Genomic DNA, 26,023 nt, shown 5'->3' with positions numbered 1-26,023 from the left:
GCGCATACAGGAGAGACCAGGGACAATGGAACAGAATGTTCACGCCAAGGCGAAAGAGACGCTGGCACAGGTGGAAGAGGTCAACGCCGTGGTGCTGCCCGAGCCGGTGGAGGCCAATGCAGTGGTGCCGCTCTCCGAGGCCGACCCCGCGCTTTCGGCCGAGATCACCCGCCGCATGGGCGAGCTCGACATGAGCGACACCGGCTCGATCGTGAACTTCGGCTCCGCCGCCCAGGCCGAGCTGCAAACCATCTCCCAGGCCATGCTGGCCGACGTGAAGAACAAGGACGCCGGCCCAGCGGGTGACGGGCTGCGCAAGATGGTCACCACCATCCGCGGCTTCTCCGTGTCCGAGCTCGACGTGCGCCGCTCCCGCAGCTGGTGGGAAAAGCTGATCGGCCGCGCCGCGCCCTTCGCCAACTTCCTCAGCCGCTTCGAGGATGTGCAGGACCAGATCGACAAGATCACCGCCGAGCTCGAAGGCCATGAGCACAAGCTGCTGAAGGACATCAAGTCGCTCGATCTGCTCTACGAGAAGACCCTCAACTTCTACGACGAGCTGGCGCTCTACATCGCCGCCGGCGAGGCCAAGATCGCCGAGCTCGACGCCACCACCATCCCCGCCAAGGAAGCCGAGGTGCAGGCCGCGCCCGAGGAGGCCGGCGTGATGAAGGCCCAGGAGCTGCGCGACCTGCGCGCCGCCCGCGACGACCTCGAGCGCCGGGTGCACGACCTCAAGCTGACCCGCCAGGTCACCATGCAGAGCCTGCCGTCGATCCGGCTGGTGCAGGAAAACGACAAGAGCCTTGTGACCAAGATCAACTCCACGCTGGTCAACACCGTGCCGCTCTGGGAGACCCAGCTGGCGCAGGCGGTGACGATCCAGCGCAGCGCCGAGGCCGCCGAGGCCGTGCGCTCGGCCAACGACCTGACCAACGAGCTTCTGACCCAGAACGCCAAGAACCTGCGCGAGACCAATGCCAGGATCCGTACCGAGATGGAGCGCGGCGTGTTCGACATCGACGCGGTGAAGACCGCCAACGCCGAGTTGGTCGCCACCATCGAGGAGAGCCTCCAGATCGCCGACGAGGGCAAGCGCAAGCGCGCCGAGGCCGAGCAGGAGCTGCACAAGATGGAGAGCGAGCTGAAAAAGACGCTGGCCTCCGCCAAGGCCCGCAAGACAGGGCTCGGCGATACCGCCGGTACCGCTGTCTCGGGCAGCTGAGAAAGGGGCCGCGCGTTGCGCCTGACCAAACTGCTCCCGAAGGCGGCGATGATCCTCGCCGCTTTCACCCTGGTGGCCTGCGAAGACCTGCCCGCACCGGACCCCGCACCGGAGCCGCCGACCTCGCCCGAGCCGCCCGCGCCCCGGCCCAAGGAGCCCTCCGAAGCCAGCCGCACGGCCACCCGCTACTATGGCCGGGTACAGAACGACCTCCTGGCCCGTGGCTTGCTGCGGCGCGACGGCGGCGGCCCCGACACGCCCTATTCGGATCGCCAGCTAACCGAGAACTTCATCCGGATCGCGCTCTTCGACGAATATGTCTCGCGCGGCGGCTCTCTCATTGCCCAGCAGTCCGAATCGAGCCTGCGTCGCTGGGAGCAGCCGATCCGGTTCGGGCTGCGTTTTGGTGAGACCGTGCCCGAGGCCCAGCGCGCCAAGGACCGGGCCAGCGTGGCCGCCTATGTCCGCCGCCTCAGCCGCGCCACCGGTCACCCGATGAGCATGGGCACCGGCAACGGCAATTTCACCGTGCTGATGCTGAACGAGGACGAGCGCGCCGCCATCGGCCCCGAACTGCGGGCGCTGGTGCCGGGCATCGACAATGCCGCCATCCGCACCATCGAGAACCTGCCGCGCGACACGCTCTGCCTGGTGTTCGCCACCACCACGGGCACCAGCTCGGTCTATACCCGCGCCGTGGCGATCATCCGGGCCGAACACCCCGACCTTTTGCGCCTCTCCTGCATCCACGAAGAGCTTGCGCAGGGGCTGGGCCTGGCCAACGACAGCCCGGAGGCCCGCCCGTCGATCTTCAACGACGACGAGGAATTCGGCCTGCTCACCACCCATGACGAGCAGCTGTTGCGCATCCTCTACGACCGGCGCCTCACGCCGGGGATGACCGCCGTGGAGGCCAGGCCCATCGTCCGGCGGATCGTGGGCGAGATGATGGGGGGCGGGGTGTGAGCGCCCGGTCCGTCCCGGTCGACGCGCCCGATCTTCCGGCAACGGGCCGAGGGCGGGGCCCTCTGGCCACAGCCGCCACACCGTCTATAGTCAGCGCATTTCCTTAAGGAGACACCCCATGGGCATTCTCGATTTTCTCTCCGGCGAATTCATCGACGTCATCCATTGGACCGACGACACCCGCGACACGATGGTCTGGCGCTTCGAGCGCTACGGCCACGAGATCAAGTATGGCGCCAAGCTGACCGTCCGCGAGGGGCAGGCCGCCGTCTTCATACACGAGGGCCAGCTGGCCGACGTCTTCGCGCCGGGCATGTACATGTTGGAGACCAACAACATGCCGATCATGACCAAGCTCCAGCACTGGGACCATGGCTTTCAGTCGCCGTTCAAGAGCGAGATCTACTTCGTCAACACCACCCGCTTCAACGACAACAAGTGGGGCACCAAGAACCCGGTCATGCTGCGTGACCCCGAGTTCGGCCCGACCCGTATCCGCGCCTTCGGCACCTACTCGGTCAAGGTGAGCGACCCTGCCCTCTTCATGGCCGAGATCGTCGGCACCGACGGCGAGTTCACCGCCGACGAGATCACCTTCCAGATCCGCAACATCATCGTGCAGGAGGCCTCCCGCGTGATGGCCGGAAGCGGCATCCCGGTGCTCGACATGGCGGCCAACACCGCCGACATGGGCAAGATCATCTCCACCGAGGTCAGCAAGACCCTCTCCGAATACGGCATGATCATTCCCGAGCTCTACATCGAGAACATTTCCCTGCCGCCGGCGGTCGAGGAGGTGCTCGACAAGCGCACCTCCATGGGCGTGGTGGGCGATCTCGGCAAATACACCCAGTTCGCCGCCGCCGAAGCGATGAGCGCGGCCGCCGCCAACCCCGGCGCAGGCGGGGGCGGGATGGGCGCCGGCCTCGGCATGGGCATGGGCATGGCGATGGCGGGCCAGATGGCGAACGCGATGAACCCCCAGGGCTACGGCCAACCGGGCTATGGCCAGCCCCAGCCCGGCCCCTGGGGTGCGCCCGCGGGCCACGCCACCCACCAGCCCGGCGGCCAGCCCGGCTACGCCCCCACGCACCACGCCGCCCCGCCGCCCCCGCCCCCGCCGCCGGTCGAAAAGCTCTGGCACGTCGCCGCGGGCGGCGCGACCGACGGCCCCTTCTCCAAGGCCCGCATGGGCCGGATGGCGCAGGAAGGCTCGCTCAGCCGCGACTCCATGGTCTGGACCGCCGGCCAGGACGGCTGGATCAAGGCCGGCGACATCCCCGAACTCGCCCAACTCTTCACCATCCTCCCCCCGCCCACGCCGCCGGGAGTGTGAGACAGGGAGCACCGGTTCCCGCAAGGCTCGATCGTTTCCGCCGCGCCCCAACGGGCGCGGCTTTTTTCAAGGCCCCGCCATGCCCCGCCCCGCCAGCTACTCCCGGCTCCAGATCCTCCTCCATTGGCTCGTGGTGATCCTCATCGTCGTCGCCTTCCTGCTTTCCGACCAGATGGACGACTGGGAGGACTTGCCCGCCGATGCCGCCCTGCCGTTCCACGGCATCCTTGGCCTCACCGTCTTCTTCCTCATGCTGGCCCGTCTCGCCCTGCGGCTCTTCCGCGGTGCGCCGCCGCCGCCCGAGGCCGATCCGGCCTGGCAGAAACGTGTCGCCGAGGCGAGCCATTGGGCGCTCTACGCGCTGGCGATCGCCACGCCCTGGTCGGGCGGCTTTGCCTTCTATCTCCGATGGGAAGAGGCAGCCGATGTGCATGAGCTGCTGAAAACGCTCCTGCTCCTCACCGCCGCCGCCCACACCGCCGCCGCGCTCTACCACCAGTTCATCCTCAAGGATGGCCTTCTTGGCCGCATGGGGCTCGAAAGACGTTAGGACTCTGGCCCTGCTCCGCGCCTTCCCCTAACCTGCGGCCAACCCATTCCGGCTCAAGCGCGATTTCCATGACCAGCATCGATTCCACCGCCAACGAAGAACATCGCTTTCCCTGCCCCGCCTGCGGTGCCGACATGCGGTTCGACCCTGCCTCCTCCACGCTCATGTGCGACCACTGCGGCCACCGCGACGAGGCGGTGATGGAGACCCAGGCGCCGCCCGCCATCGAGGAGCTCGATTACGAAGCCGCCCTGAGGGCCCAGCTGCCCGAGGCCGAGATGGAGGAAACCCGGGTCACGCAGTGCACGAGTTGCGGCGCTCAGGTGGAGTTCGATCAGGATGCCCACGCCACCGAGTGCCCGTTCTGCGCCACGCCCATCGTGACCGACACCGGCACCCACCGCCACATCAAGCCCAAGGGCCTCGTGCCCTTCGCGCTGAAGGAGGAGCAGGCACGCGACGCGATGACCCAGTGGCTCGGAAAGCTCTGGTTCGCGCCCGGCGGCTTGCAGGACTACGCCCGCAAGGGCCGCAGGATGCAGGGCATCTACGTCCCCTACTGGACCTATGACGCCGACACCAAGAGCCGCTACACCGGCATGCGCGGGGTCTACTACTACGTCACCGAAACCGTGATGCGCGACGGAAAGCCGGAGCAACGACGGGTCCGCAAGATCGCCTGGACCCCGGTGAAGGGCCGGGTGGCACGCTGGTTCGATGACGTGCTGGTGCTGGCCTCCCGGTCGCTGCCGAAGAAATACACCGACGGGCTCGAACCCTGGAACCTGACCGGCCTCGAGCCCTACGCGCCGCATTTTCTCGCCGGGTTCCGTGCCGAGGGCTACCAGGTGGACCTGGCCGAAGGGTTCGAGGAGGCCAAGGGCGTCATGGAGGCCACCATCCGCCGCGACGTGCGCTTCGATATCGGGGGCGACCAGCAGAAGATCATCACCCTTTCGACCGACATGAGCGACATCACCTTCAAGCATATCCTGCTGCCGGTCTGGCTGGCGGCCTACAAGTACAAGGGCAAGAGCTACCGCTTCGTGGTCAACGGCCAGTCGGGCAAGGTGCAGGGCGAGCGGCCCTGGTCGGCCTGGAAGATCGCCTTCGCCGTGGTGCTGGGCGTGATCGTGGCAGGGGCCATCGGCTACGCGGTGGCGATGAGCCAGTAGGGCGGGCTGCGGCGCTCCGCCCCGTGGCGCGCCTCTTGCATCGTGCAGCCGCTTTCGGCTAGAGCCGTTACCAGCAAGGAACTGTTAGCGGTAACGGCGCACCGGAGGGGACCCGATGATCATCTGTGCAGGCGAAGCCCTGATCGACATGCTCCCGCGCGAGAGCAAGGGTGGCGAGGCGATGTTTCTGCCGGTCTGCGGCGGCTCCGTCTACAATACCGCCATCGCGCTTGGCCGCCTCGGTTCGCAGGTCGGCCTTGTCTCGGGCGTGTCCAACGACATCTTCGGTGAGCAGCTGGTCGCCGGGCTGGCGGCCTCCAGGGTCGGGCCCGACCTGCTGATCCGGTCCGACCGCCCCACCACGCTGGCCTTCGTCCGGCTGACCAACGGCCAGGCGGAATATGCCTTCTTCGACGAGGGCAGCGCCGGTCGGATGATCCGCGTCCGCGACCTGCCCGCCCTGCCCCGCGCTGCCAGGGCGGTGTTCTTCGGCGGTATCTCGCTCGCGGTAAAACCCTGCTGCGATACCTATTTCTCGCTGATGAAGCGCCACTCGAAGGGCAAGCTCATCATGATGGACGTCAACGTCCGCCCCGATTTCATCCCCGACGAGGCCGAGTATCGCGCCCGCACCGAGGCGATGCTGGCCCATACCGATATCCTCAAGCTGTCGGATGAAGACCTGCGCTGGATGTTCGGCGATGCCGACCCCGCCGCGCACGCCGAGGAGCTGCTGGCCAAGGGGCCGAAGATGATCTGCGTCACCGAAGGCGCCAAGGGGGTCACCGCCTACCTCGCCTCGGGGGCCCACACGGTGCTGGCCGAGCGGGTCGAGGTGGTCGATACCGTAGGCGCGGGCGACACCTTCAACGCGGGCGTGCTGGCGGGCCTCGACCGGGCCGGGGCGCTCTCGAAGAGAGCGCTGACCGAGGGGCTCCCCAAGGAGGTGGTGATCGAAGCGCTGCGCCTTGGCGTGAAGGCCGCCGCCGTCACCGTCCAGCGTGCCGGGGCCAACCCGCCTTGGGCGGAGGAGCTTGCGTGAGGGCACTCCTGCAGCGGGTGCTCGAGGCCTCCGTCACCGTCGAGGGAGTGCGGATCGCCGAAATCGGCCCGGGCCTGCTGGTGCTGGTCTGTGCGATGGAGGGCGACACCGAGGCCGAGGCCGAGAAACTCGCCGCCCGCGTCGCCAAGCTGCGCATCTTCCAGGACGAGGCCGGCAAGATGAACCGCTCGGTCTCAGACACGGGCGGCGCCGCACTGGTCGTCAGCCAGTTCACCCTCGCGGCCGACACCCGCCGGGGCAACCGGCCCGGGTTTTCCACCGCCGCCGCGCCCGAAACCGGCCGCGCGCTCTACGAGCATTTCGCCGAGACCCTCGCCGGTCTTGGCATCCCCACCCGACGCGGACGCTTTGCCACCGACATGAAGGTGGCCCTTGTCAACGACGGCCCGATCACCATCTGGCTCGACACCGAGGCGTGACGCGAGACTTGAAGCGCCGGGCCATCGGGGCTAGGTAGCACACTGTTACAACATAACGGATCGCTCATGTCCGACCCCACCGGCTTTGCCCCGCACGATCACCGCGCCTGCGTGTCCACCGCGCTCGCCGCCGCCGAGGCGGCCTGCGCCGCGCGTGGGGCCCGCCTCACGCCGCTGCGCCGGCGCGCGCTGGAGATCCTGCTCGAGAGCCACAAGGCAATCGGCGCCTACGACCTGCTGGAACGGCTCGCCGCCGAGGGGCTGGGCGACAAGCCGCCGGTCGCCTACCGCGCACTGAATTTTCTGACCGAACACGGATTTGCCCACCGCATCGAGCGGCTCAACGCCTACATCGCCTGCGCCCATCCCGAGGCCGGCGTGGGCCACGGTGCGGCCTTCCTGATCTGCCGCGATTGCGGCCGCGTGGCCGAGAGCCTCTCCGAGAAGACCCCTCTCGGAAAGGATGCCCGCGAGGCCGGCTTCACGGTCGAAGATGCCGTGATCGAGGCCCGCGGTCTCTGCCCGCAATGCCAGCCCGGGTCCGCTGCATGACAGCCCTGATCGAGGTTTCGAACATCACCCTCAAACGGGACGGCCAGGTGGTGCTCTCGGGCGTCTCCGCCGGTTTCGAACCGGGCGAGATCACCACCATCGTCGGCCCCAATGGATCGGGAAAGACCAGCCTTCTCAAGGCCCTGATCGGTGAGCTCCCGCCTTCGGCCGGCAGCATCACCCGCCTGCGCGGGCTGCGGATCGGCTACGTTCCGCAGAAGCTCCCGCTCGACCCGACCCTGCCGATGACCGTGGCGCGCTTTCTCTCGCTGCCGCGCCGGGTCAGCGCCGACGCCCGCGCCCGTGCGCTGAGCTATGCCGAGGTGGCCGCACTGGAGCATCGCCAGCTTGCCGATCTGTCGGGCGGCCAGCTTCAGCGCGTGCTCCTGGCACGTGCGCTGCTGGCGGAACCCCAGATACTGCTGCTCGATGAACCGACCCAGGGCCTCGACCAGCCCGGCCAGGCCGCCTTCTACAAGCAGATCGAACACGTGCGCGACAGCCTCGGCTGCGGCGTGGTCATGGTCAGCCACGAACTGCACGTCGTGATGAGCGCCTCCGACAAGGTGATCTGCCTCAACGGCCACATCTGCTGCGAGGGCACGCCGGAGGTGGTGCGCAATTCCGCCGAATACCGCGCCCTCTTCGGACCCGGCACCGGCGGCGCTCTTGCGCTCTATCGCCATGAGCACGACCACGTCCATGACGGCGACCACCATGGCCACGATCATGCGCATGGGCATGGGCACGACCATGAACACACCCCCGATCACCGCGGCCGCAGCCATGCTGGATGATTTCCTCATGCGCGCAGCCCTCGCCGGGATGGGTGTTGCGCTGGTGTCTGCGCTGCTCGGCTGTTTTGTCGTCTGGCGGCGGATGGCCTATTTCGGCGACGCGACGGCGCATGCCGCCCTGCTCGGAGTGGCCCTGTCGCTCGGCTTCGGAATCGCCATTCCGGTGGGGGTGGGCGTGGCGGCGCTGGCCATGGGCCTTGCCGTCGGCGGGCTCTCGGGCCGCCGCATCGCCTCCGACACCCTGCTCGGGGTTCTCGCCCACGCCGCCCTTGCCTCGGGCCTCCTCGCGGTCTCGCTGATCCCCGGCGGCGCGCGGCTCGATCTCGAGGCCTATCTGTTCGGCGACATCCTCGCCGTCTCTCGCGGCGACCTCGGGCTGATCTGGGGCGGCGTGGTGCTGGTCGTCGCCACGCTGGTCTGGCGTTGGCAGTCGCTGCTGGTGTCGGTGATCTCGCCCGATCTCGCCCGTGCCTCCGGCGTGGACCCGCGGCGCGAAAACCTCGTCATGGTCTTTGCCCTCGCCCTCACCGTCGCGGTGGCGATCAAGGTTGTCGGGGCGCTTCTCATCACCGCCCTGCTGATCCTGCCCGCCGCCGCCGCCCGCCCGCTCGCCCGCACGCCCGAGATCATGGCCGCCCTCGCAGCCGTCATCGGCGTGGCTTCCGCCCTCGGTGGCCTGCGGCTCTCCTACCACTGGGACAGCCCGACCGGCCCCACCATCGTCTGCACCGCCGCCGGGTTCTTCGCACTGACCTCGCTGCTGCGCCCGCTCCTGGCCCCCTTGTTCCGCCGCACGCAATGAGCGCTCATTTCACCACCGCGCCCTCCGCACGCCTCTTCGGCCCCGAGGGTGAGGTGCCGCTGGGCGCACCCGCCGGGCGCGAAACCGAGACCGACCTGCTGCGTGCCGCCCTCGCTGCAGCACCTGTCTCGACCTTCTGCCTCGCCCCGCCTGCGCTTGACGTGAGCCCCCCCGAGGCCACGCCCTGTTTCGAGACCCGGACCGGCGGCACCACCGGCACCCCGCGCCGCATCCTGCGCAGCCAGTCGAGCTGGATCGCCAGCTTCGAGGTCAACCGGGCGGCCTGGTCTCTCGGGCCCGGCAGCCGCATCGCCACCCTCGGCAGCCTCGCTCATTCGCTCACCCTCTATGGCGCGCTCGAGGCGGTCCACGTCGGGGGCGAGGCGCACCTGCTCCACGGCCTGCGCCCCGACCGGCAGCAACAGGCCCTGGCCGAGCGCGGCATCACGCTTCTCTGGGCCACGCCGGCGCAGATCCGCCTGCTCGGCGGCGCTCCCGCGCCCGCGCTCGCCCGCCTTCTCATCGGCGGCGGCGCGCTCGATGCGGCGACCGAGGCCCATGCCCGGGCACTGTTTCCCAACGCGCGGATCCACGGCTTCTACGGTGCCGCCGAAACCAGCTTCATCACCCTCGATGGCCGGCCCTATCCGGGCGTGACCGTGCAGATTCGCAACCCCGACGCCAGCGGCACCGGCGAAGTCTGGCTGCGCTCGCCCTATCTTTTCGCCCGCTACGGCGATGGCCCCGACCCGCACCGCGACAGCCAAGGCTTCACCACCGTCGGCGAGCGCGGGTGGATGGAGGGCGGCAAGCTCCGCCTCGCGGGCCGGGCCGACCGTGCCGTGCGGATCGCCGAGCAGACCGTTCAGCTCGAAGAGGTCGAGGCCGCTCTCCTCGCCCTCCCCGGCGTCACCGAGGCTGCCGTCATTGCCCTGCCCGACCGGCTCCGGGGCACCCGCCTCGTTGCCGCCTACACCGGCTCGGCCACGCCGGATGCGCTCTCCCTCGCCGGGCTGCCGGCGCTGGTCCGCCCCCGCCGCCTCACCCGGCTTGCACCCCAGGACTGGCCCCGGCGTCCCTCCGGCAAGACCGATCTCGCCGCCATCGCGGCCATGCTGGCCGAAGCGCGCAGCGATGAGGCGCACGCCGCCGATGAGCACCGCGAAGAGGCCGCGCGATGAGCCGCCCCGCCCGCAAGGCCGTGCTCATTGCCGCCCGCCGCACGCCCGTCGCGCCACGCGGCGGCGCGCTCTCGCGCATCGACGCGCCCGCGCTTGCCGCTCATGTGGCCCGCGCATGCCTGGCCGATGCGGGCCTCGCGCCCGCCGACATCGACGAGCTCATCCTGGCCAATGCCCTCGGCGCCGGCGGCAATCCCGCCCGCGTTGCCGCGCTCGCCGCCGGACTTCCCGAGCGCGTCGGCGGCCTCACCATCGACCGCCAGTGCACCGGCGGCCTCGATGCCATCACCCTCGCCGCCGCCCTCGTCGAGACTGGCCGCGCCCGCGCCGTCCTCGCTGGCGGCGCCGAGAGCTTCTCGCGCCGCCCCCTGCGCATGGCCACGGACCCCGATGGCGGCGCGCCGCAGCCCTACCTCCGGCCCCGCTTCTCGCACGATCCCGCGCGCGATCCCGATATGGCCGAGGCCGCCGATGCGCTTGCCATCCCGCGCGCGGCGCAGGATGCCTATGCCGCCGGTTCGCATCGCAAGGCGCTCGCCGCACCGTCCCTGCCAGAGATCGCCCCGCTTGGCGGGCTCGACGCAGACCCCTACGCCCGCACCCTTTCACCGCGCCTTCTGGCCCGGGCGAAGTTTCTCGCCGGCGACGTGACCGCCGCCAATACTGCGCCCGAAGCCGATGCCGCCGCGCTCCTCCTCGTCACCACCGAGGAGCAGGCCCGCGCCCTGGGTCGCCCGGCTGTCGCCATCGGCCCCTCCGCCATGCTGGGCGGCGACCCGGCCCAGCCCGGCCTCGCGCCGGTCGCCGCGATCCGCTCCGTGCTCGCGCAGGCGCAGCTCGCGCCGGGCGAGATCGACCAGGTCGAGTTGATGGAGGCCTTCGCCGCCCAGGCGCTCGCCACGCTGCATGCCGCCGAGCTGCCCGAGAGCCGGACCAATCCGCAGGGCGGCGCCCTTGCGCGCGGTCACCCCATCGGCGCCTCCGGGGCGATCCTCGCCTGCCGGCTGTTCCACGCCCTGGCCAGCCCGGAGGGGCCCAGAACCGGCCTCGCCGCCATTGCCGCCGCAGGCGGCCTCGGAACGGCCACGCTCTTCACCCGCCTCTGAGCCCGCGCTTGCCAGCCCGTGCCATGCCGGGTATCGCTCCGCCCACCCGCCCCTGCCCAAGCATGCCCGTGCCGCTTTATCGTTTCCTCATCACCCTCGCAGCGCCCGTTCTCGCCGTGCTCTTCGCACTGCGCCTGATCCGGCGGAGCGAAACGGCCGCCGACCTGCGCGAGCGCCTCGCCACCACCGACGAGCCGCGCCTGCCCGGCCCCCGGCTCTGGCTTCACGGCGCCTCCAACGGCGAGCTTGCCGCGGCACGCGGGCTGATCGACGCGCTGCTCTCGGCGCATCCCGAGCTGCAGCTCACGATCACCGCCAACACCACCACCGGGCGCGACATGGCCGCCGCCTGGCAGTTGCCCCGCACAACCGCCCGTCTCGCTCCCGTCGACTTGCGCCCGGTGTTGCGCCGCTTCCTCGCCAGCCATGCGCCCCGCGCCCTCCTGGTCATCGAAAACGAGCTCTGGCCCAACCGTCTCGACCTGGCCCGCGCGGCAGGCCTGCCCGTCATCGTCACCTCCGCCCGCCTCTCGGCCCGTTCCGCCAAACGCTGGACCCTGCTCCCCGGCCTCGCCCACAAGGTGCTCTCTGCGGTCACGCTGCTGTCGGCTCAGGATGAAGCCGCCGCCGCGCGCTTCACTGCCCTCGGCCTGCCTTCTGGCGCCCGCGCCGCGCCGCTCGCGCTCAAGACCGCCACGCCGCCGCCGCCGGTCGACCCTACCGCGCTGGCTGCCCTGCGCGCTCACTTCGACCGCGACACCACCGTTCTCGCGGCCTCCACCCACCCGGGCGAGGAGGAGCTGGTTCTGTCGGCCTTCGCAAAAGCCCGCGAGAGCCGCCCGGCCCTCCGCCTCATCCTCGCGCCCCGCCACGCCCGGCGCGGCCCCGAGGTCGCGGCGCTGATCGAGCGCGCGGGCCTCGCCTTTTCGACCCGGTCGAAATCGGAGACGCCGGCAGACGCGCCGGTCTACCTCGCCGACACCATGGGCGAGATGGGTCTGTGGTATGCGCTTTCGGGCACCTGCTTCACCGGTGGCTCGCTGGTCGAGAAGGGCGGACACACGCCGTGGGAGCCCGTGCACTTCGGCTGCGCGATCCTCCACGGTCCGTCCTGCTTCAACCAGGCCGAGGCCTTTGACGCGCTCGACGAGGCCGGCGCCGCAGGCGTCGTGGCCGATGCCAGCGCGCTGGCCGAGGCCCTCGCCACGCTCACACCGGAGCTGCGCGGCAGAATGGCCGAAGACGCCCGCCGGGTCGCGGCGGAGCGTCAGCCGGACCTCGAGCCACTGGTTGCGCGGATCACGCGCATCGCCGGGCTGACTGCGCCCAATCCGTGACGGTTGCGTGAAATTGCCGGTTGCGAGGGCTTCCCGGATCGTTCCCACATGGTAGCGTTGATCTCATGACGCCAAAGCGACTCGAAGGATGAGCCATCTGAAACCTCTTCATATCCCGGTTCGCATGATCGGCCGCAACAAGCGCGGCCTGCGCACCCAGTTCGGGGCGCTGTGCTACCGGGTTGTGGAGGGAGAGACCCAGGTCCTGCTCATCACCTCGCGCACCCGCAAGCGCTGGATCATTCCCAAGGGCTGGCCGATGGACGGGCGCTCCGGCGCCCAGGCCGCCGCCCGCGAGGCCTGGGAAGAGGCCGGCGCGACCGGAAACCCCGTTCCGCGCTGTCTCGGCGTCTACCATTACATCAAGGTTTCGGGGCCGCGCAGGGGCCTGCCCTGCCTTGTCGCCGTCTTCCCCCTCGATGTCACCGAGCTGCACAAGAACTACCCCGAGCGGAAGCAACGCAAGCGCAAGTGGTTCTCCCTGGCCAAGGCCGCGGAGAAGGTGGCGGAGCCCGAGCTGCGCGCCATTCTGGCCGCCTTCACACCCGAGTTCCTGCCCGGCGTATCCGCCGCCAGTAATTGAATTTTCATGTCGGCACCGCTAGATAAAGGGCAATGATAAAGTACAGCCTCCAATGCCGCGACGGCCACCGCTTCGAGAGCTGGTTTGCCGACGCAGATGCCTATGACGCACTCGCGCGGGCGGGGCACCTGAGCTGTGCGCTCTGCGGCATCGCAGAGGTCGAGAAGTCGGTCATGGCACCGCGCATCGGCAGCGGCACGCCCGAACCCGCCGCGCCATCCGCCCGCCCCCTCAGCACCGCCTCCACCCCGCAGGAGAAGGCCCTGGCCGAGTTGCGCGCCAAGGTCGAGCGCGAAAGCGAGTATGTCGGCGGCGAGTTTGCGCGGGTCGCCCGTGCCATCCACGAGGGCGACGAGCCGCACCGGTCGGTGCATGGCGAAGCCCGCCTGAAGGATGCCAAGGCCCTGCTCGAAGACGGCATCCCCGTCATGCCCCTGCCCTTCGCCGCCCCCCGCAAGACCAACTGACATGGCACGGGTTGCCGCACTCGTCACCGGCGCGAGCCGCGGCATCGGGCTTGAGCTGGCCCGCCGCCTCACCGCCCACGGCCCCGTGATCGGCACCTGCCGTGACGCCGCGCCCGAGGTCGATGGTCTGGCATGGGCCCAGGTCGAGATGACCGACCCCGCCGCCATCGCCGCCCTGCCCGACCACCTGGAGGGCGCCCCGTTGGAGCGGCTGGTCTGCAACGCCGGCATCTACCCCGACAAGGGCCAGAACCTCGCCACCGGCTTCCCGCCGGAGATGTGGGCCGAGAGTTTCGCGGTGAACGTCACCGCAGCCTTCCTTGCTGTTCAGGCCCTGCTGCCCAACCTGCGGGCCGCCACAGCTCCGCGGATCGCGCTGATCTCCAGCCAGATGGCCTCCGACACCCGCGCGCCCGGCGGCAGCTACATCTACCGCGCCTCCAAGGCGGCCCTGCTGAACCTCGGGCGCAACCTTGCCGCCGACCTGAAGCACGAGGGCATCGCCGTGGGAATTTATCACCCCGGCTGGGTGCGCACCGACATGGGCGGCAGCGCGGCGGAGATCGGGGTGGAGGAGGCCGCCGAGGGCCTTGCCGCGCGGATCGAGGCGCTGACCCTGAGCACCACCGGCAAGTTCCTCACCTGGGACGGCCGCGAACACGCCTTCTAGCCCGGTCGGCCCGCCGCCTGGCTCAAAACTTCGTCTCGCCAGAGACCGGCGTCACCTGCCGGCGGCTCACCACCGCCTCGCGCCAGGTGATGAAGCTGATCGCGGCGATGATCGCCGTGCCGCCCACCAGCACCCAGGCGTCGATCCCTTCGTCGAAGACGAAGTAGCCCAGCAGCACGGCCCAGATGAGCTGCAGGAAGGTCACCGGCTGGGTCACCGTGACCGGCGCGCATTTGAAGGCCACGCCCATCGCGTAATGGGCGCCCGTGGCAAAGGCCGCCGTCAGGAAGAGGATGCCGAGGTCGTGCCAGCTCACCGGCACCCAGACCGCCCAGGCAAAGGGCGCGAGCCCGACGGAGACGGTGACCGAGAGCATCGCCACCAGCGTCGCCGCGCTCACCCGGCCCGAGACCTGCTTGGCGATCAGGTAACTCGCCGCGAGGCAGAGCGCCGCCCCCACCATGGCCCAGTGCCCCGGTTCAAGCTCGCGCATGCCCGGCCTCAGGATGATGAGCGCGCCTCCCAGCGCCGCCAGCACCGCGAGGATCCGTCGCAGCGCCATGGTCTCGCCCAGAAAGAACACCGCGCCCAGCGTCACGTAGACCGGGGACATGTAGTTCAGCGCCGTGACCTCCGCGATGGTGATCGTGCTCATGCCGTAGAACCAGAGCATCACCCCCACCGTGTGCCCCGCGCCCCGTGCGGCAAAGATCTTCATCTCGCGCAGCCCCAGCCTGTCGGCCCGGATCGCCGGGATCATCGGCAGGATGAAGACGAGCCCGAGGGCATAGCGCAGAAAGGCCGCCTGCGGGGCGGGCACCCGACCACCGGTGAACTTGACCGACGCGGTGACGAAGACAAAGAGGATGCCGGTGAGCACCATCCAGAGCACGCCCGCCACCGGGCGGCTCGGGGCCACATCCGTTGGGGAGACCGTTGCCATGTGAACTATGTGCGCGAGGCACGGATAAAGGTCAACCGGGCTTCAGCCCCCCGCCACCAGCCCCGCCGCGATGATCCACATCACCACGCCGATCCCCAGGTCGAGCACCCGCCAGGCCGCGGGCCGGGCAAAGACCGGGGCCAGCAGCCGCGCGCCGTAGGCAAGGGTGAAGAAGAAGGTGAAGGAGGCCAGCGTCGCCCCGGCCCCGAAGGCGACCTCATGGGGGGCGTAGCGCGTGGAGATCGAGCCCAGCAGCGCCACCGTGTCGAGATAGACATGCGGGTTGAGCCAGGTCAGCGCCAGGCAGGTGGCCAGGGTCGCCAGCAGCGAGGGCCCGCCGTTTCCTGCGCTCTCGAGGGCCTCGCCACCGCGCCAAGCCGCCCAGAAGCTCCGCGCCCCGTAGGCGACCAGAAACACGGCACCGCCCCAGCGAAACCACGGCAGCAGGCCGGGCATGATGTCGGCCAGGGTGGCAAAACCCGCCACGCCCGCGGCGATCAACACCGCATCGGAGAGGGCACAGGTCAGCGCCACCTCGAACACATGGGCCCGCTTCAACCCCTGCCGCAGCACGAAGGCGTTCTGGGCCCCGATCGCCAGAATCAGGCCGAGGCTCAGCGAAAACCCCGCGATGGCAGCATCCCACATGTCTCTGTCTCCTTGCGTTGCGATGCTGGTAGCGGGCCGGCCCGAATAAGCCTAGTGAAACACAATGATCTTGCATAAGAATTGCTAATGTTCACCGATCCCGCCCTGCTCGCTCTTCACGCCGTGCTGCGGACCGGCAGCTTCGAGGGCGCCGCCGCGGCGCTGAACGTCACGCCCCCCGCCATTTCCCAGCGGATCCGCAAGCTGGAGGAGCGGATGGGCACGCCCCTGATCCGCCGCACCACGCCCTGCGAGGCCACCGAAACCGGCGCGCGCCTCTACCGCCACGCCGAGGAGCTGGGCCTGCTCGCCCGCGCGCTTGCCGCCGACCTCGGCCAACCCGCCGCCCCCGCCACCCTCCGCCTCGCGGTCAATGCCGACAGCCTCGCCACCTGGTTCATCGAGGCCATGGCCGGGGTGGAGGGCCTCAGCTTCGATCTCGTGGTGGATGACGAGGGCCATTCCGCCGACTGGTTGCGGCGCGGCGAGGTGCTGGCCGCCATCTCGGCGCAGCCCGGCCCGGTGCAGGGCTGCGACGTTCATGCCCTCGGAACGCTCCGCTACCACGCCACCTGCGCGCCCGCCTTCGCCGCGCGCCACTTTCCCCAGGGTGCCACGGCAGAGGCCCTTGCCCGCGCGCCCTGTCTGAACTTCTCGACCAAGGATCGCTTGCAGGCCCAGTGGATGGAGGCCGCCACCGGGGCCCAGCCCGCCCCGCCCCAGCACAGGCTGCCCGCCACATCGGCCTTCATAGACGCCGCCCTCGCCGGCCTGGGTTGGGGCCTGAACCCGGCGACACTCGCCGCGCCGCACCTCGCCTCGGGCCGCCTTGTCGAGCTGAAACCCGGCCTCACCCTCGACCGGCCGCTCTACTGGCTGGTCTCCCGCCTCGCCGCGCCCGCGCTCGCGGATCTCACCCGGTCGGTCAGGCGCGCCGCCGCCCGCCATCTCGCTGCGGCATGCTGAACCGGTGCAGGGCGGGCGCCCCCCCTTACAGCGGCCAGAACACCAGGATCAACGGGATCGACACGGCAACCACCAGCACCTCCAGCGGCAATCCCATCCGCCAGTAGTCGCCAAAGGAGTAGCCCCCCGGCCCGAGGATCAGCGTGTTGTTCTTGTGCCCGATCGGGGTGAGAAAGGCCGAGGAGGCCGCCACCGCGACGGCCATCAGGAACGGGTCGGGCGAAACCCCCAGCGTGGTGGCCATCTGGATGCCGATGGGCGCGGCCACGATCGCCGTGGCGGTGTTGTTGAGCACGTCTGAGAGCGTCATCGTCACCACCATGAGCGCGGTCAGGATCGCCCAGGCCGGCCATCCCTGCGTCATCCGCACCAGCGCCCCGGCGATCAGCTCGGTGCCGCCCGAGGCCTCCAGCGCCGCGCCGAGCGGGATCATCGAGCCGAGCAGCACCACCACCGGCCACTCGATGTGGTCGTATAGCTCCGTCAGGGTGAGAATCCTCGTCAGCACGTAGCCCACCACCACGATCCCCAAGGCCACCGGCAGGTAGATCAGCCCAAGGGAGGCCGCGGCCACGGCAGCGGCAAAGAGCCCGATGGCGAGCCATGTCTTGCTGTCCTGCGTCACCGCCAGGCCCCGGTCTGCCAGCGGCAGCGCGCCGATCCAGTCGGTCACCTCCACCACCCGGTCGTTGGGTGCCAGCAGCAGCAGGATGTCGCCCGGCTTCACGATTTCCTTGCGCACCTGGGAGGTGATCCGTTTGCCCTGCCGCGAGATGCCCATCAGGATGGTCCGCTGGCGCCAGCTCAGCCCGATGCCATGGGCCGAGCGCCCTGCGATCCGCGCATCCTCCGGCACCACCACCTCGATCAGCCCCAGCCCCGCGCCCGCGTCGGCCAGCAGCTCGCGGCGCTTCTCATCCGAGAAAACCAGCGCATGAGAGGCGCGGAACTCGTCCAGCGCATCCGGCACGGCCTCCAGCACGAGCGCATCCTCGGGCTCGATCCGGGTGAGCCGCTGCGCCCCGTAGAGCCGCTTGCCACCGCGCACGAGCCCCAGCACGCCCACGTCGGCCTTGGCCGCCAGCTCCTCCACATCGCGCACCCGGCGCCCGACAAACTTCGCCCCCTCCGGCACGGTCAGCTCGGCGATGTAGTTCTTCATCTCGCTGGCCGACACCGCGCCTGCGCCGTCGCCCGTGGAGGGAATCAGCCGCCAGCCGCCCAGCGCAACAAAGGCCAGCCCCACCAGCGCCGTCAGCCCGCCCACCGGGGCAAAGTCGAACATCCTGAACGGCTCGCCCAGCGCGTCTCCTCGGATCGCGGCGATGATGATATTGGGCGGCGTTCCGATCAGCGTGGCCATGCCGCCGAGGATGGTGGCAAAGCTGAGCGGCATCAGGCTCAGCCCGGGCGACCGCCCGGCCTTCCGGGCGGTCTGGATATCGACCGGCATCAGCAGCGCCAGCGCCGCCACGTTGTTCATGAAGGCCGAAAGCACGCCGCCCACGCCCCCCATCAAGGCGATGTGCCCGCCGAGCCGCCGCGACGAGCTGACCAGCGTGCGGGTGATGAGCAGCACCGCGCCCGAGTTCACCAGCCCCGCCGAGACCACCAGCACCAGCGCCACCACCAGCGTCGCCGGATGCCCGAAGCCCTCGAAGGCCCGCTCCGAGGGCACCACTCCCAGCACCACGCCCGCCATCAGCGCGGCAAAGGCCACCAGGTCGTAGCGGAACCGCCCCCAGAGCAGCAGCCCGAAGACCGCTCCGAAGAGCGCGAATAGCGTGATCTGCTCCGATGTCACCTTGCCCTGCTCCCCTGTTCCATCCCGGCCAGCATGGCCGCAGCGCGCGCCCAAGGAAACCCGCCGCGCCCGCTTGCCCCACCCTGCGCCTCTGCCCTATATAGCCCGCCAGTACACCAAACCGACAGTCACGGAGGCCCCCATGGCCGGCCACTCAAAATGGGCGAACATCCAGCACCGCAAGGGCCGTCAGGATGCGCTGCGCTCCAAGCTCTTCTCCAAGCTCGCCAAGGAAATCACCGTGGCGGCCAAGATGGGCGACCCCGACCCCGACAAGAACCCCCGGCTCCGGCTGGCGGTGAAGGAAGCCAAGTCGCAATCGGTCCCGAAGGACGTGATCCAGCGCGCGATCGACAAGTCCCAGGCGGCGGGCGGCGACGACTTCAAGGAGATCCGCTACGAGGGCTACGGCCCCGGCGGCGTAGCGGTGATCGTCGAGGCGATGACCGACAACCTCAACCGCACCGCCTCGACCGTGCGCAGCACCTTCGGCAAGCACGGCGGCAACCTGGGCGAGACCGGCTCGGTCAGCTTCATGTTCGACCGCAAGGGCCAGGTCACCTACCCGCTCTCCGCCGGTGACGAGGACACGGTGATGATGGCCGCCATCGAGGCCGGCGCCGAGGATGCCGAGGTGACCGACGAGGGCCACGTCATCTGGTGCGCCGACACCGATCTCAACGAGGTCAGCACCGCGCTCGAGGCCGAGCTGGGCGAGAGCGAGACCGCCAAGCTGGTCTGGCGTCCCACCACCACCACCGAACTGGACCTCGAAGGCATGCAGAAGCTGATGCGCCTCATCGAGGTGCTCGAGGACGACGACGACGTGCAGCGGGTCACGACCAACTTCGAGGTCTCCGACGAGGTGATGGAACAGCTCTCCGCCTGACCGGACTCCAGATGAGCGCCTTCCGGCGCACGACCTGCCTGGTATGGGCGCGGACTCCACGGTCCGCGCCCTTTTCTCATGCGGCACCTTCGCGGCGGAGGCCCCGTCCAAGGAGATGCAGTGCGTCCGGCGGGGATATTTCTAGGACCAATGAGGAGCAGGACGTCTTTTCCTCATTGGTCCTGCAAATATCCCACGAGGGTGTGGGGGTGTGAAACCGTCACCGGCCCGACCTCTCCGGTCCCGACCCCGCCGAGGCAGGGCACGCGGGTGCAGCGAGCCCGGATCGTGGCCTGCACCGACTCGCCTCAGAAAAAGCTCAACGGATCCACGTCCACCTGCACCCGCACCCGCGCGGGCCAGTCGAACTGCGCCAGCCAGGCCGTCACCGCCCCCTGCACCGGCGCCGCCTTCCCGGCCTTCACCAGCAGCCGCACCCGGTGCCGCCCCCGGATCCGGGCGATCGGCGCAGGCGCAGGCCCGAAGACCTGCGCCCCGATCGCCCTGAGCGGCTCCGCCCGCCGCGCCATGGCCATGCCCAGCGCGTTCACGTCCTCCAACTCCGGCGAGCTCAGCACGATCCCCACCAGCCGGCCATAGGGCGGCACGCCTGCGGCCTTGCGCTCCTCCGCTTCGGCCCGCCAGAAGGCCTCTTCCTCGCCGCTCAGGATCGCGCGGATCACCGGGTGCTCCGGCTGGTAGCTCTGCAAGACCGCCAGCCCCGGCGCCTCGGCGCGCCCGGCCCGCCCCGCCACTTGCCGCATCAGCTGAAAGGTCTTTTCCGCCGCCCGCAGGTCGCTGCCCTGCAGCCCGAGGTCGGCGTCGATCACCCCCACCAGCGTCAGCAGCGGAAAGTTGTGCCCCTTGGCCACCATCTGCGTGCCGATCACGATATCCGCCGCCCCTGCGGCGATGCCCTCCACCGCCACCTTCAACGCCCGCGCAGAGCCGAACAGGTCCGACGACAGCACCGCCACCCGCGCCTGCGGAAACAGCGCCGTCACCTCCTCCGCCAGCCGCTCCACCCCCGGCCCCACCGGGGCCAGCTTGCCCTCCACGTCGCAGCTCGGGCAGGTCTCGGGCACGGGCTCGGTGTGGCCGCACTGGTGGCACATCAGGCGGCGCAGGAACCGGTGCTCGACCATCCGCGCATCGCAGTCCGGACAGGCCACCTGGTGCCCGCAGGCCCGGCAGATCGTCACCGGCGCATAGCCTCGCCGGTTGAGGAAGAGCAGCGCCTGTTCTCCCTTCTCCATCCGGTCGCGCACCAGGCCCTGCAGGGTCGGAGACACCCACCTGTCGCCGGGCAACCCCTCCGTCCGCATGTCGATCGCGCGCATCTGGGGCAGCACGGCGGCGCCGAACCGCGAGGCCAGCTCCACCCGCGCGTATTTGCCCGCCTCGGCGTTGGCCCAGCTCTCCAGCGAGGGCGTGGCCGAGGCCAGCACCACCTGCGCGCCCTCGATGCTCGCCCGCAGCACCCCCATGTCGCGCGCCGAATAAGTGACGCCGTCCTCCTGCTTGTAGGAGCCGTCATGCTCCTCGTCGATCACGATGAGCCCCAGTTCGCGGAACGGCAGGAACAGCGCCGAGCGCGCGCCCACCACCAACTGCGCCCCGCCCTCGCCCACCATCTTCCAGCACCGCCGCCGCTCGGTGACCGTCACCCCGTGGTGCCATTCCGCCGGCCGCGCCCCGAAGCGTGCCTCGACCCGGGCCAGAAACTCCTGCGTCAGCGCGATCTCCGGCAGCAGCACCAGCGCCTGCCGCCCCTGCGCCAGGCACTCCGCCACCGCCTCCAGGTAAACCTCGGTCTTGCCCGAGCCCGTCACCCCCTTGAGCAGCGTGGTGCCGTAGTCCCGCGAGGCCACGCCTGCCCGCAGCGCCGCAGCCGCCACCGCCTGCTCCTCGTTCAGCGCCTTGCCGCCATATCCCGGGTCCAGCGCCGGGTAGGGCACGTCGCGCGGCGCAAGCTCTTCGCTCACCGCGCCCAGCTTCACCAATCCCTTCACCACCCCGGTCGAGACCCCGGCAATCTCCGCCAGCTCGCCCAGGGTGAAGGACAGCCCGCCATGCTCCTCCAGCACCCCCAGCACCCGCTCCCGCGCCGGGGTCATCCGGTCCACCTCGCCCGCGCCGGGCCGGTAAACCTTGCGCAGCCCCGGCGGCGTGGTGAGCCCGGGCGCCCGGGTCGCCATGCGCAGCATCTGGTGCATGTCGGTGAGCGTGTAGGCCCCGGCGCGGGTCAGGAACTCCCGCATCCCCGCACCCATCGGCGCCACGTCGAGCACCTCCGCCACGCGCCGCAGCCTGGACCGGTCGAACCCGCCCTCCCCAGGCCCCCAGACCACACCCATCACCCGGCGCGGCCCGAGCGGCACCACCACGAAGGCGCCCTCCGCCACGCCGCCCTCGGGCGCGGCATAGTCCAGCGTGCCCCCCAGCGGCTGAGTCGTCAGCACCGCGACCGCCTCGCCCGCCTGAAAGATGCCGTTAGCGCTCACAATCGCCCCAATATCCGGGTTTCAGTGCCCCCTGTCCTGCGGTATGAGAGGCGCAACCGCAAGTCCCGCCCGAGGAGGCCGCCCATGAAATTCTTCGTAGATACCGCCGAGATCGACGCCATCGCCGAGCTGAACGACCTCGGCATGGTCGACGGGGTCACCACCAACCCATCGCTGATCCTGAAATCGGGCCGCGACATCCTCGAGGTCACCAAGGAGATCTGCGCCATGGTCGACGGCCCGGTCTCCGCCGAGGTGGTGGCGACCGACGCCGAAACCATGCTCGAAGAGGGCAAGAAGCTCGCCGGCATCGCCGAGAACATCGCGGTGAAGGTACCGCTCACCTGGGCCGGGCTGAAGACCTGCAAGGCGCTCTCCGAGCAGGGCACCATGGTCAACGTCACGCTCTGCTTCTCCGCCAACCAGGCGCTGCTCGCGGCCAAGGCCGGGGCCACCTTCATCTCCCCCTTCATCGGCCGGCTCGACGACCTCAACCTCGACGGGATGGACCTGATCCAGGACATCCGCACCATCTACGACAACTATGGCTTCTCCACCGAGATCCTCGCGGCCTCGATCCGTTCGGTGAACCACATGAAGGACGCCGCCCTGATCGGCGCCGATGTGGCCACCGCCCCTCCCGGCGTGATCAAGCAGATGGCCAACCACGTTCTGACCGACAAGGGCCTCGACCAGTTCGTGCAAGACGCCGCCAAGGCCGGCATCAAGATCCTCTGACGCTGTCAGGCAGGGCCTCGGGCAGCACGAATCTGCCCGGGGATCCACCACGGTTCACCCGGAACCGCCCCGATCTTCCCCATTTTTCCACGGCGATTCTTCTTCGGCTTCGTGGGCAGCGCCGCCACGCCGTCCCTGTGACTCAAGCGCCACCCTCGTCGCTCCAGCCCCGCCGCCCGCCACAAATTCCTTGCCCGCCCGCACCCCGGTTTGAAACAAAAGGCGCAACAAAAACCACGCATGGGGTATGATCCGCCCATGTCGGAGAAAGAGGCAGACATGAGCGAAGCGGCGGAGCAGCTGATCGGGCTGCGGTCCATGATCATTTCCGAACCAGACATGATCCTTGAGGATCGCGACATCATGCACGCGCTGATCGCGGCCAACGAAAGGTCGCTGGGCGGCAATATCGTCGACCTGCGCGGCATCGCGATGGAGCGGCTCGAAGCCCGGCTCGACCGGCTGGAGGATACCCACCGCTCCGTCATCGCCGCCGCCTATGAAAACCTCGCCGGCACCAACCAGGTGCATCGCGCGGTGCTCAGCATGCTGGAGCCCGGTGACTTCGAGGAATTCCTGAAGAACCTCGGCAACGAGGTCGCCCATATCCTCCGCGTCGACTGCCTGAAGCTGGTGCTCGAGAGCGTTCAGGAGGGCGAGGATCCCGCCGTCAAGAAGCTCGGCGAGGTGCTGCATGTCGCCCCTCCGGGCTTCGTGAACGACTACCTCACCATGGGCCGCGACAAGCCGGTGCGCCCGGTCACCCTGCGCCAGACCCGGCCGCAGTTCTCGGTGATCTATGGCGCCGCCGCACCCAACATCCACTCCGAAGCCTGCCTGAAACTCGACTTCGGCGAGGGCCGGCTGCCCGGCCTCCTGGTCATGGGCGCCGAGGATCCGCACCAGTTTCGCCCCTCCCAGGGCACCGATCTGCTGGGCTTCTTCGCCGGGGTGTTCGAGCGCCAGATGCGGCGCTTCCTGGGATGATCGCCCCCTCTCCGGCGCTGACCGAGGCGCTGGAGCTGTGGCTCGCCCAGCTCCGGGCGCTCGATGGCCGGGCGGAGAACACGCTGGAGGCCTACCGCCGCGATGTTTCGGGCTTTCTGGCTTTCCTGCCACAGCACAAGGGCCAGGCCATCGGCCTCGCAGGGCTCGCCAGCCTCACCCTGCCCGACATGCGCGCTTGGATGGCCCATGAGCGCGCAGGCGGCGTTGGCGCGCGGTCGCTTGCGCGGATGCTCTCCGCCGTGAAGGGCTTTCTTGGCTGGATCGCGGAGCGCGAGGGCATGGAGATGTCCGCCCCGCTCTCGGTGCGCGCGCCCAAGTACCAGCGCAAGCTCCCGCGCCCCGTGGGGCGCGCCGCCGCCCGCGACCTGATCCAAACCGTCTCGCTCCAGCACCCCGAGCCCTGGGTCGCCACCCGCGACGTGGCCGTGGTCACCCTGCTCTACGGCTGCGGGCTGCGGATCTCCGAGGCGCTGGCGCTCACCGGGGCCGACGCACCGCTGGCCGATGTGCTGCGGATCACCGGCAAGGGCGGCAAGGAGCGGATCGTGCCGGTGCTGCCCATCGCCCGTCAGGCGGTGGAGGACTACCGCCGCGACTGTCCGCACCGGCTCGAGCCCGCCGGCCCGCTCTTCCGCTCGGTGCGGGGCAAGCCGCTCTCGCGCCGCGCCGTGGCCAAGGTAACCGAGGCCGCCCGGATGCAGCTCGGCCTGCCTGCCACCTGCACGCCCCACGCCCTGCGCCACAGCTTCGCCACCCACCTGCTGGAAGCGGGCGGCGACCTGCGCACGATCCAGGAGCTGCTCGGCCACGCCTCGCTCTCGACCACACAGGCCTATACCGCGGTCGACACCGCCCGGCTGATGGATGTCTATGATCGCGCGCACCCGATGGGGCGCAAGCGGGCGTGACCCCGCGCCACCCATCGGCCACGCCCGCAGGGCCAATCCGCACCGGCACCGGAATTTCGATTGCCGCGCCCTGCCCGGCCCGGTAACCCTTCGGCCCATGTCGGATCGGTTCAAGGCCTACGGGGTCCACCTCTTCACCGCCACGGGGGCAGCGCTTGCGATGCTGGCGATGCTGGCGGCCGTCCAGGGCGACTGGCCGGTCATGTTTCTGTGGCTGCTGGCGGCCTTCGCGGTCGACGGCATCGATGGGCCGCTGGCCCGCAAGTACAACGTTACGATTCATGCCCCCATCATCGACGGGGCGCTGCTCGATCTGATCATCGACTTTCTGACCTACGTCTTCATCCCCGCCTACGCGCTCTACGGCTCCGAGCTGCTGCCTTCGCCCTGGGGGGCGCTCTGCGCACTCGGAATCTGCTTCTCCTCGGTGCTCTACTTCTCCGACACCCGGATGAAGCTCACCGACAAGTCCTTCCGGGGATTTCCCGGCTGCTGGAACCTCGCGGTGCTGGTGTTGATGGCCATGCACCCCGCGCCGTGGATCATCGTCGTCACCTGCGCGGTGCTTGCGGCGGCCATGTTCCTGCCGCTGAAGTTCGTCCACCCGACGCGGACCAGGCGCTGGCGCAAAATCACCCTGCCGGTCTCTGTGATCTGGGTCGCGCTGGCCGTCATCGCCGCCTGGCAGAGCTTCGAGCAGCAGCCCTGGCTGTCGTGGTCACTGGGGCTGACCACGCTCTGGATCAGCTTTGCCGGCATCCTCCAGCAGGTCATCCCCGAGCGCCGCGCCGGCTGAACCGCCTCACGCAATCGTGCCGTCCGATCAGGTGCGCCACGGCGCGTTTCAGGCTACCATCGCGGCAACCGCAGCCGTGCCGGACCCCGCCCATGCTCCTCCAGACCCGCCGCAGCTTTCTGACCGCCGCTTCCGCCAGCCTCGCCGCCGTGGCGATGGCGCAGCTTCCGCTCGGGGCCACCGCCCCGGCCCGCGCCGCAGGCTTTGCCCCGACCCGCTCCATGCGCGGCGGCGCCAACAATTATCGCCCCGGTGCCCCGATGGTGGAGAAGCTGGGCAACGGTTTCATCGTCCACGGCAAGGTGCTCCGCGCCGGTGACGGCAAGCCGCTCGAGGGCCTGCGCATCCAGATCTGGGCCGCTACCACCCTGGGCGGCGAGCGCGAGCCGCGCAACCACGGCTCCACCCTGACCCGGGCCGATGGCAGCTTTGCCCTCGAGATGGAGCAGATCGTGCCCAACTTCGGCCAGCCTCACGCCCACCTCGCCTATGATGACGGTGCCTTCGAAACGGTCTTCCTGCGCCCCGTCATGCCGAGCCCGTCAGATACCTCGGTGCGTGGCGACTTCGTCCTTGCCCCTGCCTGACGG

27 protein-coding genes are annotated in these 26,023 nt (G+C 69.7%); 23 read left to right on the top strand and 4 right to left on the bottom strand.

Annotated elements, in window-relative coordinates:
• Positions 1 to 25 precede the first annotated feature (25 nt).
• The 16 genes from BUR94_RS03495 (at position 26) to BUR94_RS03420 (ending at position 14,229) form a co-directional block, all read left to right on the top strand.
• Entirely contained in the window at positions 26 to 1,225 is a 1,200-nt protein-coding gene (locus BUR94_RS03495; protein WP_074254866.1) for a toxic anion resistance protein, read from the top strand.
• Between the two features lie 48 nt (positions 1,226 to 1,273).
• Positions 1,274 to 2,191 (top strand): DUF2927 domain-containing protein, encoded by a 918-nt coding sequence (locus tag BUR94_RS03490; RefSeq protein ID WP_074257560.1) that lies wholly within the window; start codon positions 1,274 to 1,276, stop codon positions 2,189 to 2,191.
• Between the two features lie 118 nt (positions 2,192 to 2,309).
• On the top strand, positions 2,310 to 3,527 hold the full coding sequence (locus tag BUR94_RS03485) for an SPFH domain-containing protein (protein WP_074254865.1): 1,218 nt from the start codon (positions 2,310 to 2,312) through the stop codon (positions 3,525 to 3,527).
• A 79-nt stretch (positions 3,528 to 3,606) separates the two neighbouring features.
• Positions 3,607 to 4,077 (top strand): cytochrome b, encoded by a 471-nt coding sequence (locus BUR94_RS03480; protein ID WP_074254864.1) that lies wholly within the window; start codon positions 3,607 to 3,609, stop codon positions 4,075 to 4,077.
• Positions 4,078 to 4,145: 68 nt separating this feature from the next.
• On the top strand, positions 4,146 to 5,252 hold the full coding sequence (locus BUR94_RS03475; protein ID WP_074254863.1) for a TFIIB-type zinc ribbon-containing protein: 1,107 nt from the start codon (positions 4,146 to 4,148) through the stop codon (positions 5,250 to 5,252).
• 115 nt (positions 5,253 to 5,367) lie between these two features.
• Entirely contained in the window at positions 5,368 to 6,294 is a 927-nt protein-coding gene (locus tag BUR94_RS03470; RefSeq protein ID WP_074254862.1) for a carbohydrate kinase family protein, read from the top strand.
• Positions 6,291 to 6,734 (top strand): D-aminoacyl-tRNA deacylase, encoded by a 444-nt coding sequence (dtd, locus tag BUR94_RS03465; RefSeq protein WP_074254861.1) that lies wholly within the window; start codon positions 6,291 to 6,293, stop codon positions 6,732 to 6,734. The genes BUR94_RS03470 and dtd overlap by 4 nt, the downstream gene beginning before the upstream one ends.
• 66 nt (positions 6,735 to 6,800) lie before the next feature.
• On the top strand, positions 6,801 to 7,286 hold the full coding sequence (locus tag BUR94_RS03460) for a transcriptional repressor (RefSeq protein ID WP_074254860.1): 486 nt from the start codon (positions 6,801 to 6,803) through the stop codon (positions 7,284 to 7,286).
• Positions 7,283 to 8,083, top strand: a complete 801-nt coding sequence (locus tag BUR94_RS03455) for a metal ABC transporter ATP-binding protein (protein WP_074254859.1) — start codon at positions 7,283 to 7,285, stop codon at positions 8,081 to 8,083. Before BUR94_RS03460 ends, BUR94_RS03455 begins: the two co-directional genes overlap by 4 nt.
• Positions 8,073 to 8,885 carry a metal ABC transporter permease gene (locus tag BUR94_RS03450; protein ID WP_074257559.1) on the top strand — a complete coding sequence of 271 codons (813 nt, stop codon included), beginning with the start codon at positions 8,073 to 8,075 and terminating at the stop codon, positions 8,883 to 8,885. Before BUR94_RS03455 ends, BUR94_RS03450 begins: the two co-directional genes overlap by 11 nt.
• Positions 8,882 to 10,066, top strand: a complete 1,185-nt coding sequence (locus tag BUR94_RS03445) for an AMP-binding protein (RefSeq protein ID WP_074254858.1) — start codon at positions 8,882 to 8,884, stop codon at positions 10,064 to 10,066. Before BUR94_RS03450 ends, BUR94_RS03445 begins: the two co-directional genes overlap by 4 nt.
• Entirely contained in the window at positions 10,063 to 11,172 is a 1,110-nt protein-coding gene (locus BUR94_RS03440) for a thiolase family protein (RefSeq protein WP_074254857.1), read from the top strand. The genes BUR94_RS03445 and BUR94_RS03440 overlap by 4 nt, the downstream gene beginning before the upstream one ends.
• A gap of 62 nt (positions 11,173 to 11,234) precedes the next feature.
• Positions 11,235 to 12,509, top strand: coding sequence for a 3-deoxy-D-manno-octulosonic acid transferase (locus BUR94_RS03435; protein WP_175570418.1), 1,275 nt, complete (start codon positions 11,235 to 11,237; stop codon positions 12,507 to 12,509).
• A 124-nt stretch (positions 12,510 to 12,633) separates the two neighbouring features.
• The gene (locus BUR94_RS03430) at positions 12,634 to 13,092 is read left to right on the top strand and encodes an NUDIX hydrolase (protein ID WP_245794359.1); all 459 of its coding nucleotides are present in this window, start codon (positions 12,634 to 12,636) and stop codon (positions 13,090 to 13,092) included.
• A 32-nt stretch (positions 13,093 to 13,124) separates the two neighbouring features.
• Positions 13,125 to 13,559 (top strand): DUF1178 family protein, encoded by a 435-nt coding sequence (locus BUR94_RS03425; RefSeq protein ID WP_074254855.1) that lies wholly within the window; start codon positions 13,125 to 13,127, stop codon positions 13,557 to 13,559.
• 1 nt (position 13,560) lies between these two features.
• The gene (locus BUR94_RS03420; RefSeq protein WP_074254854.1) at positions 13,561 to 14,229 is read left to right on the top strand and encodes an SDR family oxidoreductase; all 669 of its coding nucleotides are present in this window, start codon (positions 13,561 to 13,563) and stop codon (positions 14,227 to 14,229) included.
• 22 nt (positions 14,230 to 14,251) lie between these two features.
• On the opposite strand, the gene BUR94_RS03415 is transcribed toward BUR94_RS03420, so the two are convergent.
• Together BUR94_RS03415 and BUR94_RS03410 are read right to left on the bottom strand one after the other, a co-directional pair.
• Positions 14,252 to 15,172 (bottom strand): DMT family transporter, encoded by a 921-nt coding sequence (locus BUR94_RS03415; RefSeq protein WP_074254853.1) that lies wholly within the window; start codon positions 15,170 to 15,172, stop codon positions 14,252 to 14,254.
• 42 nt (positions 15,173 to 15,214) lie between these two features.
• Positions 15,215 to 15,820: a LysE/ArgO family amino acid transporter gene (locus BUR94_RS03410; protein WP_074254852.1), complete on the bottom strand. Its 606-nt coding sequence runs from the start codon at positions 15,818 to 15,820 to the stop codon at positions 15,215 to 15,217.
• Positions 15,821 to 15,907: 87 nt separating this feature from the next.
• Between BUR94_RS03410 and BUR94_RS03405 the strand changes: the two genes are divergently transcribed.
• Positions 15,908 to 16,786, top strand: coding sequence for a LysR family transcriptional regulator ArgP (locus BUR94_RS03405; RefSeq protein ID WP_074254851.1), 879 nt, complete (start codon positions 15,908 to 15,910; stop codon positions 16,784 to 16,786).
• 25 nt (positions 16,787 to 16,811) lie between these two features.
• On the opposite strand, the gene BUR94_RS03400 is transcribed toward BUR94_RS03405, so the two are convergent.
• Complete coding sequence (locus tag BUR94_RS03400; RefSeq protein ID WP_074254850.1) at positions 16,812 to 18,590, bottom strand: SLC13 family permease; 1,779 nt, start codon at positions 18,588 to 18,590, stop codon at positions 16,812 to 16,814.
• A gap of 142 nt (positions 18,591 to 18,732) precedes the next feature.
• Between BUR94_RS03400 and BUR94_RS03395 the strand changes: the two genes are divergently transcribed.
• Positions 18,733 to 19,479 (top strand): YebC/PmpR family DNA-binding transcriptional regulator, encoded by a 747-nt coding sequence (locus tag BUR94_RS03395; protein ID WP_074254849.1) that lies wholly within the window; start codon positions 18,733 to 18,735, stop codon positions 19,477 to 19,479.
• Between the two features lie 308 nt (positions 19,480 to 19,787).
• Here the strand turns inward: BUR94_RS03395 and BUR94_RS03390 are convergent, their stop codons facing one another.
• Positions 19,788 to 21,983, bottom strand: coding sequence for a primosomal protein N' (locus tag BUR94_RS03390; RefSeq protein ID WP_245794357.1), 2,196 nt, complete (start codon positions 21,981 to 21,983; stop codon positions 19,788 to 19,790).
• 84 nt (positions 21,984 to 22,067) lie between these two features.
• Between BUR94_RS03390 and fsa the strand changes: the two genes are divergently transcribed.
• The 5 genes from fsa (at position 22,068) to BUR94_RS03365 (ending at position 26,020) form a co-directional block, all read left to right on the top strand.
• Positions 22,068 to 22,721, top strand: a complete 654-nt coding sequence (gene fsa, locus BUR94_RS03385) for a fructose-6-phosphate aldolase (protein WP_074254848.1) — start codon at positions 22,068 to 22,070, stop codon at positions 22,719 to 22,721.
• A gap of 279 nt (positions 22,722 to 23,000) precedes the next feature.
• Positions 23,001 to 23,708 carry a DUF484 family protein gene (locus BUR94_RS03380; RefSeq protein WP_074257556.1) on the top strand — a complete coding sequence of 236 codons (708 nt, stop codon included), beginning with the start codon at positions 23,001 to 23,003 and terminating at the stop codon, positions 23,706 to 23,708.
• Positions 23,705 to 24,637, top strand: coding sequence for a tyrosine recombinase XerC (locus BUR94_RS03375; protein WP_074254847.1), 933 nt, complete (start codon positions 23,705 to 23,707; stop codon positions 24,635 to 24,637). The genes BUR94_RS03380 and BUR94_RS03375 overlap by 4 nt, the downstream gene beginning before the upstream one ends.
• A 97-nt stretch (positions 24,638 to 24,734) precedes the next feature.
• The gene (locus tag BUR94_RS03370; protein ID WP_074257555.1) at positions 24,735 to 25,433 is read left to right on the top strand and encodes a CDP-alcohol phosphatidyltransferase family protein; all 699 of its coding nucleotides are present in this window, start codon (positions 24,735 to 24,737) and stop codon (positions 25,431 to 25,433) included.
• Between the two features lie 92 nt (positions 25,434 to 25,525).
• Positions 25,526 to 26,020, top strand: coding sequence for a peptidase associated/transthyretin-like domain-containing protein (locus BUR94_RS03365; protein WP_074254846.1), 495 nt, complete (start codon positions 25,526 to 25,528; stop codon positions 26,018 to 26,020).
• Positions 26,021 to 26,023: the final 3 nt, after the last annotated feature.

It is taken from the genome of Vannielia litorea (assembly GCF_900142295.1).
GTDB classification, from domain to species: Bacteria; Pseudomonadota; Alphaproteobacteria; order Rhodobacterales; family Rhodobacteraceae; genus Vannielia; species Vannielia litorea.
Note: the sequence above shows the minus strand (reverse complement) of the source record. Positions and strands in the feature narration are given on the sequence as shown.

Bases quoted from the DNA above. Each gene is read 5' to 3' on its own strand.
- BUR94_RS03440 (WP_074254857.1), top strand. From the start codon at position 10,063: ATGAGCCGCCCCGCCCGCAAGGCCGTGCTCATTGCCGCCCGCCGCACG.
- BUR94_RS03365 (WP_074254846.1), top strand. From the start codon at position 25,526: ATGCTCCTCCAGACCCGCCGCAGCTTTCTGACCGCCGCTTCCGCCAGC.
- BUR94_RS03495 (WP_074254866.1), top strand. From the start codon at position 26: ATGGAACAGAATGTTCACGCCAAGGCGAAAGAGACGCTGGCACAGGTG.
- BUR94_RS03395 (WP_074254849.1), top strand. From the start codon at position 18,733: ATGGCCGGCCACTCAAAATGGGCGAACATCCAGCACCGCAAGGGCCGT.
- fsa (WP_074254848.1), top strand. From the start codon at position 22,068: ATGAAATTCTTCGTAGATACCGCCGAGATCGACGCCATCGCCGAGCTG.
- BUR94_RS03420 (WP_074254854.1), top strand. From the start codon at position 13,561: ATGGCACGGGTTGCCGCACTCGTCACCGGCGCGAGCCGCGGCATCGGG.
- BUR94_RS03380 (WP_074257556.1), top strand. From the start codon at position 23,001: ATGAGCGAAGCGGCGGAGCAGCTGATCGGGCTGCGGTCCATGATCATT.
- BUR94_RS03490 (WP_074257560.1), top strand. From the start codon at position 1,274: ATGATCCTCGCCGCTTTCACCCTGGTGGCCTGCGAAGACCTGCCCGCA.
- BUR94_RS03375 (WP_074254847.1), top strand. From the start codon at position 23,705: ATGATCGCCCCCTCTCCGGCGCTGACCGAGGCGCTGGAGCTGTGGCTC.
- BUR94_RS03445 (WP_074254858.1), top strand. From the start codon at position 8,882: ATGAGCGCTCATTTCACCACCGCGCCCTCCGCACGCCTCTTCGGCCCC.
- BUR94_RS03480 (WP_074254864.1), top strand. From the start codon at position 3,607: ATGCCCCGCCCCGCCAGCTACTCCCGGCTCCAGATCCTCCTCCATTGG.
- BUR94_RS03455 (WP_074254859.1), top strand. From the start codon at position 7,283: ATGACAGCCCTGATCGAGGTTTCGAACATCACCCTCAAACGGGACGGC.
- BUR94_RS03475 (WP_074254863.1), top strand. From the start codon at position 4,146: ATGACCAGCATCGATTCCACCGCCAACGAAGAACATCGCTTTCCCTGC.
- BUR94_RS03485 (WP_074254865.1), top strand. From the start codon at position 2,310: ATGGGCATTCTCGATTTTCTCTCCGGCGAATTCATCGACGTCATCCAT.
- BUR94_RS03405 (WP_074254851.1), top strand. From the start codon at position 15,908: ATGTTCACCGATCCCGCCCTGCTCGCTCTTCACGCCGTGCTGCGGACC.
- BUR94_RS03370 (WP_074257555.1), top strand. From the start codon at position 24,735: ATGTCGGATCGGTTCAAGGCCTACGGGGTCCACCTCTTCACCGCCACG.
- BUR94_RS03425 (WP_074254855.1), top strand. From the start codon at position 13,125: ATGATAAAGTACAGCCTCCAATGCCGCGACGGCCACCGCTTCGAGAGC.
- BUR94_RS03415 (WP_074254853.1), bottom strand. From the start codon at position 15,172: ATGGCAACGGTCTCCCCAACGGATGTGGCCCCGAGCCGCCCGGTGGCG.
- BUR94_RS03460 (WP_074254860.1), top strand. From the start codon at position 6,801: ATGTCCGACCCCACCGGCTTTGCCCCGCACGATCACCGCGCCTGCGTG.
- BUR94_RS03430 (WP_245794359.1), top strand. From the start codon at position 12,634: ATGATCGGCCGCAACAAGCGCGGCCTGCGCACCCAGTTCGGGGCGCTG.
- BUR94_RS03410 (WP_074254852.1), bottom strand. From the start codon at position 15,820: ATGTGGGATGCTGCCATCGCGGGGTTTTCGCTGAGCCTCGGCCTGATT.
- BUR94_RS03435 (WP_175570418.1), top strand. From the start codon at position 11,235: ATGCCCGTGCCGCTTTATCGTTTCCTCATCACCCTCGCAGCGCCCGTT.
- BUR94_RS03450 (WP_074257559.1), top strand. From the start codon at position 8,073: ATGCTGGATGATTTCCTCATGCGCGCAGCCCTCGCCGGGATGGGTGTT.
- BUR94_RS03470 (WP_074254862.1), top strand. From the start codon at position 5,368: ATGATCATCTGTGCAGGCGAAGCCCTGATCGACATGCTCCCGCGCGAG.